The sequence below is a fragment of the Rhizobium sp. CSW-27 genome (assembly GCF_018760785.1).
In the GTDB taxonomy this organism is placed as follows: domain Bacteria; phylum Pseudomonadota; class Alphaproteobacteria; order Rhizobiales; family Rhizobiaceae; genus Neorhizobium.
The window spans coordinates 1-11,995 of the sequence record NZ_JAHHZO010000020.1 but is presented as its reverse complement, the minus strand read 5'-3'; the positions used below and the strand labels follow the sequence as shown (position 1 = coordinate 11,995).

Here is an 11,995-nt window from a genome sequence, read left to right as displayed (position 1 = left end):
CAGGCCGCTCCTTAGTGGCCGTACGCAATCTAATGCTGCACACGATACGGCAGGCCCTGCCTTAGCGTGCAACCCTAAAGGGTTCTCCTCTCCGCTTCGCTCCGTTGCGATCACTACGCGATGCACTAGGCGGTTCCAGCCGTATTCGAGCTTCGCGATTACGCACAACCACTAAGGAGGAACCTCTGATGAAAACGCTCGTAACCTTCTGCCAGAAAACCGGCCGTCGCCTTCGCCAGTTTATCAACCGGCAAATCGCGAAGTTGTCCCATAAGGGGCAACTCCGGTTCTCCATCGCCGGGATGCTTCCGCTCATCGCCAAGGTCGAGTTCAGCTATCAAGTCGAGCTCAACAGCAAGGCCGGAAACACCAACAAGCCTCAGTGATGTACAGCCGCACCCTGCCCTGCAGGGTGCGGCCTATCCGTCGTGATCCCGAACCCGCGGCCTCGCACGCGCCCGGAGGAAGCATGTTTGCTGGAAGATGACAGACTTTCCAAAAGCGCCACCCGCGTGAAACACGGACGGCCAGAGCGCCGTGATATTGAAAGGCAAGCCCGCGACGGCTTTCCTTCTGGAGCTGATTGCCCGGCAGCAAGAGATCGCCACTGTGCCTATGATTGATGTCTAGGCCCATTCGCGTTCGCTGACGGAAACCTGAGTTTCAGCCAATATTCGCCGTTTCGATCGGTGAGCCGGCATGCTAAAAGGGGTCTGTGCTGAAAAAAACAGATGCGAGGGTGCGGAAATTGGCGAACCCACCTGTCTGGCAGGAAATTACCCCACGTGGGGGCAAAATCCTACCACTAAAGGAGCGCGTATCTTATAGCGCAATACGGGGATACAGCACAATTAGCATGTATACGGGTACCCCCTCCAATTTCCATACCCCAAATAACCCGTAGCATTGAATGCCGGTATTGGCCCGCGTATCTTCTTTTCATGAAGGAGATTTAAATGATGAGCGCCAAGTCTACTGAAGCAGAAGTGATCGACTTCCCCAAGCCAGCTGCCCGCAAACCGTCCTCGACGGAGCGTATCTGGGGCAAGGCCATTTATAGTCATGGCTATGCCGGCATTCCCTCTATCCTGATCCAGGCACAGCGCCGCCTTGGCATCAACTCAATGCAGATGAATATCATCATTCAGCTGCTGGATTACTGGCATGAGCCGTCCCGCAAGCCGTTCCCTGCGAAGAAGGAACTGGCAAAGCGGATGGATGTCACCGAAAAGACCATCCAGAACAATATCCGCGCCCTAGAAAAGGCCGGCTATATTCAGCGTGAGATGCGCAAGACGGCTGCAGGGGACTGGAATAGCAACATCTACCACCTCGACGGCCTGATTGCGAAGGTGCAGGCGCTGGAGCCTGAATTTGCGGCCGAGAAGAAGCAGCGCAAGGAGGCGAAGGCCGCCCTGCAGACGCCGAAGGGCCTAAAGTGAGGCAGGCAAAAAATTACCCCGGCCGCATGCCTAGGGCAGAGACGGTACCGGGGTGTACGAATACCGATGTAAAGCAGGTGGGGAAAAAATGCAAGAGGAGGTAGGTAAGCCGGTTTCCTATGAAGCGCTTGAAATGGCGCTCTCCCTGGAGCGGTTCGAGCGCTATATGAACTGGGCAAAGGGCGACCGTACCCGCGCTATCGAGCTATATACACTCAACACCCTGATTTCCGAAAGCCTTTATACGCCGCTTCAGATGCTGGAAGTGGCCCTGCGGAACCGTATTCATGCCGTCATGACCGAGGCATTCAATGAAAGCTGGTTCCATGAGACCGGACAGCTGCTAGGTGAATGGCAGCCCGATCAGCTCGCCAAGGCTATCCATGACATCGAGGAGGACAGGAAGGAGCCCACCCCCGGCCGAATCGTTGCCGCGCTGACCTTCAGTTTCTGGACTGCCATGTTCGGCAAGGATTATGAGACGTTGTGGCAAACGACGCTGCACAAGATCGGCCGCAGGCCGGATGGAAAGGGGCTGCGAAGGAAGGATTTTTCAGGCCCGCTTGCGCAGATCCGCAGTCTGCGAAACCGTATCGCGCATCATGAGCCGATCATCATGTGGAATCTGCCAAAGCGTCATGAAAGCATGCTGGAAATGACCAGCTGGCTTTCGCCCCCTGCCGCTGAATGGTGTCAGGCGCACTGCCGCTTTCCTCAGGTGTATCCGCAGTCGCCGATCGAGCTGTATCAGCCACCCAAGGAAAAGAAGACTGAGGAAGCGGCCGTAGATGCACCCCTCACCACGAGCAGCTGAACGTCGATTATCGGCGAGTTGACCCAATTTGCTGATCCAGCAACCCCGTCAATGACACACCATCCCCCTCAGCCTGACGTGCCACTTCCTGCAACCTCTCGAAATTATCCAGGAAAAACTGATACTGGCCTTTCCCGATCGTCATCATCTCGGCATGCGGGAGCGCACGAATTTTCGCCCGGTGATCTGCAAAGGCTTTAACCCGGTCCGGGTTGGTATCGAGTTCTTCGATGCCCAGCTCCTCATACCCCAACTCCTCCACCCAGTAATCAAAGGCCCGCATTTTAAGTGAAAGATCGCCGATGATGCGGCGATATAGCAGGGTTGCCAGGCCAATGACAAACATGGCCTGCTGGGGATGGTGCGGCGCCAGCAGCGCATCCGGGTCGCGATCAGCGTGCTTCAGAAAGTTCGCGACGCCGGACATGGCTTTCCAGCCCTCTTTTTTTATGATCCCATCGAGCTGAGCAGCAAAACCGTCCTGATTACGGTGCGGGTAAAGGTCGAAAAGAACCTTCAGGCTTGCAAAGCCGAGCGTATGCACTGACAGGCTATCGGCATTGTCGAAATAGAGGTCAATGGCTGTTTCAAGCTGCCGGCGTGCGGCTTCGGCTTTGTCGATCGTCATTGATCTCTCCATAGCTTTTGATGGCGTCTAGGTATCAAGCATGTCCCAGTCGTCGCCAATGACCCAACGCAGGGCGGATAGCTTTCCGTTGATCATCCCCCACTCGAAATCGTCCCACGGGCCTAGATTGTCGATTCCGACCTCATCTTCCGTGCTTTTCGCTGCCGCAAGCGCGCCGGCCCATACCGTGTCGAGCGTTTGATTCTGACGATAGGGCGCCCGGGAATATTCGGATTCCGGCACCACATAGTGCGTGCCTCTTTCAATTTCCGTCCGGAGGTTCCAGTGCCGGTTATACCAGACCTGGCGGAATAGCAGGTGCTCGGCCTCAAGGATCTCCGACAGTCTCCGGAACTGCGGCGAATAATTGAATTCAGCGTCGTGATCTTCGAGCAGATCCGGATCGAGATCCTTCAGCGTATCGAGCAGCGAAACCCAGTAGCTGGATTTCGGCGGCGCAAAGAGTGGCAGCAGATCCGGATGCGGCAGCCGGCGATCGCCGTTCGGATCACTAAAGTCTTTGATGTTATGGGTGACAAATCCAAAGCGTGTGTCGTCATCGGCCGGGGGCGCGACAGCGTCCGCATATAGCTCGATGAGAATAGCGTCGCCGACGCTGTTTTTAGACCGGTGGTAGGGCGCCAGATTGGCAAGCGCCCTGTCCGTCACACGCCCCTTGATCGTGTCGGTGGTCAGGACCGGGTTTCGCGCAAGCAGCAGCTTTTCGATCGCTTCCACGGCACTCAGGACAGCGTCAGTCCCGGTGGCGATCTTGTGATCGACCTCGTTAAGGCCCTGCAGGGTGGGGGCTTTGATTTCTTCAGCCCCGAACTGGTTCACCGCTTCGCGGACCAGTCTGAAATGAGATTGCAGGCTGCGCTGCGCTTCAGCAATGACGCGGCTCTTGTTCCTCAAAAATTCATCGACGACGATCTGGGGAACGATGAGCCTGATTTCATTCGCTGCGACCAGGTCTTCGAGGGCGTTGATAAGTGGCTGCGACCTGTAATCCTTGGAGAGGTCGAGCCATACGCATGTATCGATCAGCAGATGCAACATTGAATGGGGCGCCGGTTTATGGAGTTAATCGGGAAATCATGCTGTGCCTGACGTTATAGCTTTTTGCGATTTCCGAAGGAACGGTTTTGGCGGGGTAAGTCGGTCCCGGCTTCCGCTTCGCGGCGCTATGCTAAGCCTCCTGCGGCTTCCCTTCATCCGTCAAAACCGTGTCGAGAATTCCCGCTTTCCCGCCCCTGAAGGAGGGGCGGCGCTATGCTGAAAGCTCCGATGTTCTTCATTGTCCTTCTCGGATCTCGGACTGGCGCCGATCGATCCGAGCTGAGCCGCTGCTGCCGCTATCGACACGTTGAATCAAGTTGAAATGGAGAGCTGCCCGAGGAGCGGAGCGCTCATCACTCGGAGCGCAGCGGGCAGATCCATCGTTTTACAGCCTGGATCACAAGACGGAGAACCGGCGTCGCCGGTTCGCATCCATAAGGAGCGGCCGGGATCGGCCGCCCATCGACCCTACCCTGTACCGCTCTTACGATAGGTCGCCGATCGCGCCAATGGGCAAGCGCGCAAGCGCTGCCGCTCGTCAGGAAAAACGGCTTTCGCCGTCATGCCGGCAAACCTTCCGTTTTTCCTTCCTCCCGCCCCATGACTCGATCCGCGTCCTAACGGGAGCGGGCTGCGCCCTCCCCTTCGTTCCGCTGGATGTGGGGGCACATCCTTCGAAAACGAAGGCAGAGGCTTCGCCCACTAGCGGGGCTTGCTCCCAAGGGAAACGGGAAAAACTGGAGCAAGGAACCATGAGCGACATCATCGCGGTAGCACTGAACAAGCTGAACGCAGACCCCAAAAACGTCCGCAAGACCTACACCAAGGAGAGCATCGAGAGCCTGTCGGCGTCCATTCTCGCCAATGGCGTTATTCAAAACCTTGTGGTGCGAAAAGCTCCCAAGGGCCGATACCTGGTGACGGCCGGCGGTCGCCGCCTCGCAGCCCTCAATTTTCTCGCCGAACGGGGCGAGATCGGGGCCGACTACGCCGTGAACGTCATTGTCCGGGATGCGGGTGACGCAACGGAGTTAAGCCTGACCGAGAACGTGATGCGCGAGGCCATGCACCCCGCCGACCAGTTCGAGGCATTCAAGGCGTTGTTCGATGAGGGCAAGTCCATCAAAGACATCGCCGCCCGGTTCGGGACAACCGAAATCATCGTCAACCGCCGTCTTGCGCTGGCGAAGGTTTCCCCTGTCCTGTTCGCGGCGTTCCGCGCCGAGGATATGACCTTTGAGCAGCTTGCCGCCTTCACCATCACCGACGATCACGCTCGACAGGAAGAGGTTTGGAATGTTCTCCCCTCATGGGATCGCAGCGCCAACACAATCAAGCGCCGTCTCGCCGTGAATGAAGTCCCCGCAAGCGACAAGCGGCTCGCGCTGATCGGCGGGTTAGAGGTTTATGAGGCGGCTGGCGGTCCAGTGCGCCGCGACCTGTTTGCCGAGCAGGGAGGAGGCTTTGCATGCGATAGCGGCTTGCTTGAAAAGCTGGTTGCCGAGAAGTTGGAGGCCGAGGCCGAAACCGTGAAGGCCGAAGGCTGGAAATGGGTAGAGTGGTGCCCTCAGCAGCCGGATAATATCTACCAGATGGCTCGGGTTTACCCGCAGCGCATAGACCTCAACGACGATGATCAAGCCAAGCTGGACGCTCTGACCGAGCGTTATGACGAACTGACGGCGCAGATCGATGCGGATCAGGAGGATGAAGGTGCAGAGGCCGCCTTGTCCGCCGTCGAGCAGGAAATCGCCGTCCTGCAGAAGCGTGAAGAAGCCTATCGGAGCGAAGACCTCTCGATTGCAGGGGCAATCGTCACAATCGACCATTGGGGCAAGGTATCGGTGTTGAGAGGCCTTGTCCGAGACGAGGACAAGAAGAAGGCCGAAGCCACAGAAGGAAAGCAAGGCGGGACGACCGAGGACGCTGACGGCGCTTTGAAATCTACGGCGCTTACTCACTCAGCGGCTTTGATCGAGGACCTGACCGCTCAGAAGACGGCGGCGCTTCGAGTCGAGCTGGCGAACAATACCGAAATCGCGCTTGTCGCAGTCGTCCATGCGATGTTGCTCAAAGTGCAGTATCGGACCGCATGGGGCATTCCCGGCCACCAGAGCGCGCTTGAAATCTCTGTCACTCATGAAGTGCTGGACGGTTCGATGAAGCGTCCCGCCGAGAACAAGGCCCTTGAGGCGTGGGGAAGCCTTGAGGAAAACTACGGGCACCGGCTTCCCGGCGATCCTGCTGACCTTTGGGAATGGCTGATGGATCAATCGCAGAGCGAGTTGTTGCAGCTTCTGGCCTATGCCGCCGCCCATTCCGTCAATGCAGTTGAGAAGAAGTTCAGCAGTCGGAGCCATGCGCTGGCACATGCCGACCAAATGGGCCGCGCATTGAATGTCGATATGCGGGATTGGTTCGAGACCACGGCGGAAAGCTATTTCAGCCACGTCAACAGACCAACCATCCAAGCCGTTGTTGCCGAGGTGCGCGGCGAGGATTTCGCCGCTGGTGTCGGCAACATGAAGAAGGGCGAGGCTGCGGAGTATGCCGCCAAGTCCATTAAGGACAGCGGTTGGCTTCCGCCTCACGTTCGGATCGCGTCAGACCCCAACGCAGAGGGTGAGACTGAAACCTCAGAGGAAAAGGACGAGCACTCGTTCCCGATGGCAGCGGAATAACCCGCCGCTGTTTGTCCCCGGTCACGTCCTCCAGCGTGACCGGTTCCCCTTTTTACAGAGGGTAAGCCATGCTTGATTCCGCCTCTGATCCGACCCTCGCCGCCGAAAGCTGCTGCCAGCTAATCAACGCCTACCTTAAGCGATCCGGAGCATGTTGATTAGGATGATGTGCAATAAGCCCTCGATACAGCGCTGAAGGCGTTCGATCTACCGCTGACCTACCTTGAGGGTGCTACTCAGCGCGGCTGAGCTTGCTTCAAGATCGCACCTTAGCGCCCGCCTTGGCATCGAGCCAATGCGGGCGCTTTCGCAGGTGCCTGGGAGGCAGAAACGTATCGGGGGACGGCAGATCAGGCCGCTTTTTGAGAGGAGGCCCGCGCCCCCCTCCTCTCAAACTCTCCTCCCCACCCGTTGAATTTATCCAACAATAACGGGGGGTATGTCATCGTCTGGAAACGTTCCAGTCTTGAACGTGAAGCGAGGTGCGACTCAGAGTACTGCTCTAAAATATTGGAATAGTGGCGCTTTTTAGATGCCACCTGAACCGACGCAGCGGCGCGGAAATGTGACAACTTGCATCAAATTGGTATCTCAGGCTACAAATCGCAATGAGCGGAACCACAACCGATTCCGACTCACACATTCTAACAGTTTTTGGAGCTAGCACCCGGCCTAGAAAAGAAAAACCGCTCCCGAAAAATCCGGAAGCGGTCTGCAGTTCGAAAATATAAAAGCACCATCGTTCTCGCAGACCTCCCCTCCGATGTCAATAATCAAAACACCTTTTCGGTGAACGGCGGAGCTTTGTCTGGCCTCTGACAGGAGACGGACGATGGGGGAACCCACACAATGCAAGCGGCCGACTGGTCGCAGAATGACGAAGGAGCGAGCCGAATTTCGGCGACTGGCGCAGTCAACGGAAATCGGAGCGGTGACGCGTGGCCAGCTTGCGGTGCTCGCCAAAAATCTGATGACGATCGGAATGATCACGACCTCAGAATATGCGTTGCTCGAGGCTATCATAACGACCGCCAAGGCCGATGCCTTTGACAAAGGCGGGCGCCCGATTGTCTACAAGTCGAACCGACAGCTGGGTTATGACATCAACAAGTCACCGGGACGCGTAAGCCGAATTCTCTCCCGATTGTACGACCTCGGCCTTGTCACCATGCAGGATAGTGCGAATTTCAAGCGCTATCCGATCCGCGATGGCGAAGGAGATATTGCCGACGCCTGCGGCATTGATCTGCGTGTCCTAATTGCCCGGCACCACGAGCTTGATCAAATTGTACGCCAGAAGCGGGAAGAGATACGAGTTCGGGACCAGGCGGCTCGTCGCTTCCGGGACGCTCTGCGTGCTGCAAGGTATGCTCTCGTGTCTTCAATCGATCAAAGGGAAGCCATTCTTGGGCGGATCGCGTCCCGTGTTGAAAGGGTCGCAGCCGTCATTGGATCAGCCAGGCACGCATCGGGCCACGTCCTCCGGAAGGCCACAATGCTTTTGGAGTGGCTTGCCGACCGCCTGCGCAACGTGAATCGGTCACCCCAAGGGTCCGACATAGATACAAATATGACATGCACGGATGTCGAGAACGACATGCACATACAGATTACAACCCCGAAACCTTTTGGACCTCGTAATGATGAACGGCGTTCGGCTAATGCCGAACAAGTCGGTTTACGAGGAGCTGGCTCCGCCAGCAAAAGGGCTTTTGAGAAAAGCCTGGGCAGCCGTTCGCGCCAAAGCAATAAGCAATTGCAAGTGCGGCCTTCACTTGTGGCGCTGGAGGATGTGTGGCGGGCTACGCCAAGCCTTGCCGAATATGGCTACCAAGCCCCGCGCAGTTGGGCGGACCTGGGCCGGATCGTTCCCAAACTTTGCCGCATCGCCGGCGTGTCCGAGGATGCGCGCCAGCGCGCCGTGGACCGAATGGGCCACCAGGCGGCCGCCGTTGCGATCGCTCTCACCTTTGAGAAATACACGCGCGCCGAAATCAGCTCGCCGGGCGGCTATTTGCGGGCCATGACAGACCGTGCCGCGAGGGGAGAGCTTCATCTAAACCGCTCGGTATTTGGGCTGGCAGCCCGCAAATCAATGGAGGCACACTCGTGATAGAAAATCGCTTGGTTGGAGCCGCGTTGGCCGCGCTTCTGTTCACCGCGTATTCTGCAGCGGCCGACTATTCAGGCCGAGCGCGAGTGATCGACGGTGACACCTTCAGCATTCGCCAACAGAGGATCCGTATCGCGGCCATTGACGCCTGTGAGCGGGACCAGACCGGCTCCAAAAACGGTGTGATATGGAATTGCGGGATTGAGGCACGTCGCTTCCTCGCCCGCATGATCGATGGCAAGCATGTCCGCTGCATTGAAGTCGATCGAGACCAGTATAAACGCCTTGTCGGCCAGTGCTTCGTCGAGAACTCGGATATTGGCCTCGAGATGGTGAGGGCGGGCCAAGCCACCCTCTTGTTGCGCTATCTACCGAGATCCCACCCAATCGACCTGAGCCAGTACCGCCGCGCCGAGAATCGCGCCCGACAGCTCGGCCAAGGCTTGTGGGGAGCCGAGGTTGAATCGCCCTCCTCCTATCGCCGCAGCCATTCCGGCAACTGAACGACTGGCGGCACTCTGTGAGCAACAGATGGCGAGATCTCACGTTTTGCGGAACTCTCGGTTACCCCAGCCACTTGTTTCGGGGTGTCGGTTCGGTTGCATTCCGCACGATCGCGCCCTTGACCTGTGCCGATGTCTCATTTGTCGAGGTGACGTATTGCTGCAAGCGCTCAGGCCCCACACCTCCAAAGTGGTTGCTCTTGATGCCCGTTCGCACGGCGACGCGGTTGGCGCAAAGCTGTTCGTCTCCAAATTTTCCCCGCCTTCGGCTTCCTCGCGAAGCAAAATTTGTCCCCGTCCAGCCTCCTTCGCTGCGCTCCGGCCTACGGTGCGCACCGCTTATCCCCGTGCCCTTTGAACGATCATCGCAACCACCATAGAGGAGTGCTTAACATGAGCATGACCAACTTCATCCAGTTCGACAAAGACGACATCGACAACGCCAAGGGAACCGGCCTCATCTCCACCATCGACCGGGACCTGGACATTAAGGTCACACCGTTCGACTCCACCAACGAAAAGGCTCCGACGCATCGCGTCTATGCCAAGTCGCCTCGCGGCCACGACATTGAAGTTGGCGGCATCTGGAAAAAGACTAGCGGAGAAGGGAAGCCGTACTACACGCTCTCCATCAAACGCCTCGGCTTCAACGCCAACTTGGGCCGCTACCCCGGCCAAGATGACCTGGCGCTGCAAGCTATTATCGAATGGGAACCCCGCGATTGATCGCTCTGGGAAGCCCGATCTCTGATCGGGCTTCCACCATAAAAGAGCCGATTACCCCGCATTCGCTGGATATTCGGCTCTTTTTGTGCTACGTTGAATACTAACTGGAGGCTCTGCCAATGAACGTTCATGCCCCCCGCCCCGATCGCTCTCCGGAAGCTGTTGCTGCCCGAAAGAAAGCCGTCGATCAGGCTCGTGCCGCCAACATGCGGCAGGGTTACACCGGCGATCCGGTTTTGGAAGAAGCAAACAGCCGTTACGTTGCTGGAGACATCACCTCCGACGAAATGCGCCAAGAGCTTCTGGCACGCTTTAAGCGGGCTTGAGCATCGCCTAGAGATTTGTAGCGGCCGCCTGTGATCTCAGGCGGCTTTTTGCATGAGGTTTTGCTTGGCGCGCGATGATGAAGCCAAAGGCTCCTACACCTATCCCAACACATCAGAGGATAAGGATTTCAAGGATGTTCTGAAGAACAAGCTTGATATCAGGAGCCAATCTGCGCTGCGTGAAGCCGAATACGCATTCACAGCTTTGAGGCAAACGGAGCTGGCCGAGGGAAAAGGCCCAGTCGGTAATCACGATGCAGCGCATCTGAAGGCTCTGCACGGCTACATCTTCCAAGATGTCTATGAATGGGCAGGACATACGCGCAACGAAAGTCCTGTCGTCGATGGACAGCGGGTAGAGCCGGTAGGGGGGCTTTCGAAGGGTGACACGACCTTCCTGCCCGGATCGCGGATCGAAATGGGGCTCAACGAGGCACTGCGGCCCACCAAAGACGTTCAGGGCTTGCGAGCCGCCACACCTGAGCAATTCGCCGAGAAGGCCGCTCACGTCCTATCTGAGCTGAACTACGTTCATGCCTTTCGTGAAGGCAACGGAAGGGCAAACGAAGCGCTGGTGGTCTCATTGGGCCGCACCTACGGTCATGACATTGATCTTACCGTCATCACCAAGCCTCGCATGATCGAGGCATCCATTGAGACCACGAACGATCCGTCCAGTCCGGCGATGAAGCACCTCATCCAGGATGCGATGGAGCCTAACCGCCGCGAGGCGATCCGCAGTGCCATGTCAGATCTTGAGCAGGCTGGCGAGAAACCGTTCGAGCACAACATCCGCACGGCCCGCCCGGGCGAAGTGATCGAAGGGCAGGTTCTTGGGCATGACAATCGCGTGGCGAGCCTCGTGACCGACAGAGGGATTGTGGCCGTTGACCGCGCTGACCTTCCCGAGCGGATGCCTCCTGACGACGAGGAGTTTAAGTTCACCGCAAGATCTGATTTCAAGACTCTGGGTCGGCCGGAACAGGTCCAAGATGCCCATTCGCAACCAGGTCAGCAAAAGGCCCAAGAGCCTCAGTCGCAGCACATCAATCCCGAGCTTAAGGCTATCGAAGCGCAGCAGCTTGCCGATCGCCAGCGAAACCGCGACCACGACGACCGAGAGCGCTGATCTGGGCCTTGTCGCTGCAGTGAGGCCCGTGTCGTCGGCCGGGGTGCCAACGCTCAGGGCCCTCTTCTGTCCGTTGGATGGTTTGACGGACAAACTACGATAGCCCCTCACCCATTCAACCGCTTGCGCGGTCCTACACTCCGTTGCGGCCCTACGGGTGCATGGGCTCGTTTCGCTATCTTCGAATCTTTGCCGTCAACCAACGAACAGGAGACGGCAATGCACAGCGTAAAGGACACCTACCAGCGGATCACCGACACCATCATCCAGCAGCTCGAGGCCGGCACCAAGCCTTGGATCCGGCCGTGGCGCGGCAACAGTCGCAGGTCGGTTATGCCGCTGCGCGCCTCCGGCGAAAGCTATCGCGGCATCAACGTGGTCATGCTGTGGCTTTCCGGGCAACTCGCAGGCTACGACGAAAACACGTGGATGACTTACCGGCAGGCTCAAGAGCTTGGCGCTCAGGTCCGCAAGGGCGAACAAGGGACCCTCGTCGTCAAGTATGGCACCTTCACGCCGAAGGAGCAGGAGGCTGATGATCGTGCAATCCCCTATCTCAAGGGCTACACCGTCT

12 protein-coding genes are annotated in these 11,995 nt (G+C 57.7%); 10 read left to right on the top strand and 2 right to left on the bottom strand.

Translation table 11 applies throughout. The features are described 5' to 3' along the window. The first annotated feature begins 188 nt into the window (after window positions 1–188). The 3 genes from KLP42_RS24070 to KLP42_RS24060 all read left to right on the top strand — a co-directional run bounded on the left by KLP42_RS24070 (window position 189) and on the right by KLP42_RS24060 (window position 2,256). Window positions 189–386: a hypothetical protein gene (locus KLP42_RS24070; protein ID WP_215570371.1), complete on the top strand. Its 198-nt coding sequence runs from the start codon at window positions 189–191 to the stop codon at window positions 384–386. A 570-nt stretch (window positions 387–956) separates the two neighbouring features. After that, window positions 957–1,442 (top strand): helix-turn-helix domain-containing protein, encoded by a 486-nt coding sequence (locus tag KLP42_RS24065; protein WP_252193239.1) that lies wholly within the window; start codon window positions 957–959, stop codon window positions 1,440–1,442. An 88-nt stretch (window positions 1,443–1,530) separates the two neighbouring features. Next, entirely contained in the window at window positions 1,531–2,256 is a 726-nt protein-coding gene (locus tag KLP42_RS24060; protein ID WP_215570369.1) for an Abi family protein, read from the top strand. 7 nt (window positions 2,257–2,263) lie between these two features. Here the strand turns inward: KLP42_RS24060 and KLP42_RS24055 are convergent, their stop codons facing one another. Both KLP42_RS24055 and KLP42_RS24050 read right to left on the bottom strand, forming a co-directional pair. Beyond that, on the bottom strand, window positions 2,264–2,884 hold the full coding sequence (locus KLP42_RS24055; protein WP_215570367.1) for a hypothetical protein: 621 nt from the start codon (window positions 2,882–2,884) through the stop codon (window positions 2,264–2,266). Between the two features lie 27 nt (window positions 2,885–2,911). Further along, window positions 2,912–3,943 carry a PIN domain-containing protein gene (locus KLP42_RS24050; protein ID WP_215570365.1) on the bottom strand — a complete coding sequence of 344 codons (1,032 nt, stop codon included), beginning with the start codon at window positions 3,941–3,943 and terminating at the stop codon, window positions 2,912–2,914. Between the two features lie 752 nt (window positions 3,944–4,695). On the opposite strand from KLP42_RS24050, the gene KLP42_RS24045 reads away from it, so the two are divergent. From KLP42_RS24045 to KLP42_RS24015, 7 genes are all read left to right on the top strand, one after another. Next, a complete protein-coding gene (locus KLP42_RS24045; protein WP_215570363.1) occupies window positions 4,696–6,624 on the top strand; it encodes a ParB/RepB/Spo0J family partition protein in 1,929 nt (642 codons plus the stop codon). Window positions 6,625–7,498: 874 nt separating this feature from the next. Then, window positions 7,499–8,737, top strand: coding sequence for a plasmid replication protein RepC (repC, locus tag KLP42_RS24040; RefSeq protein WP_252193238.1), 1,239 nt, complete (start codon window positions 7,499–7,501; stop codon window positions 8,735–8,737). Between the two features lie 26 nt (window positions 8,738–8,763). Continuing rightward, window positions 8,764–9,240: a thermonuclease family protein gene (locus KLP42_RS24035; protein WP_215570359.1), complete on the top strand. Its 477-nt coding sequence runs from the start codon at window positions 8,764–8,766 to the stop codon at window positions 9,238–9,240. A 393-nt stretch (window positions 9,241–9,633) separates the two neighbouring features. After that, window positions 9,634–9,966, top strand: coding sequence for a DUF736 family protein (locus tag KLP42_RS24030; RefSeq protein WP_052642533.1), 333 nt, complete (start codon window positions 9,634–9,636; stop codon window positions 9,964–9,966). Between the two features lie 119 nt (window positions 9,967–10,085). Continuing rightward, on the top strand, window positions 10,086–10,292 hold the full coding sequence (locus tag KLP42_RS24025) for an antitoxin VbhA family protein (protein ID WP_113460381.1): 207 nt from the start codon (window positions 10,086–10,088) through the stop codon (window positions 10,290–10,292). Between the two features lie 64 nt (window positions 10,293–10,356). Continuing rightward, window positions 10,357–11,421, top strand: coding sequence for a Fic/DOC family protein (locus KLP42_RS24020; protein ID WP_252193237.1), 1,065 nt, complete (start codon window positions 10,357–10,359; stop codon window positions 11,419–11,421). Between the two features lie 219 nt (window positions 11,422–11,640). Then, the coding region (locus tag KLP42_RS24015; protein WP_215570355.1) for an ArdC-like ssDNA-binding domain-containing protein at window positions 11,641–11,995 on the top strand (355 nt) is incomplete at its 3' end.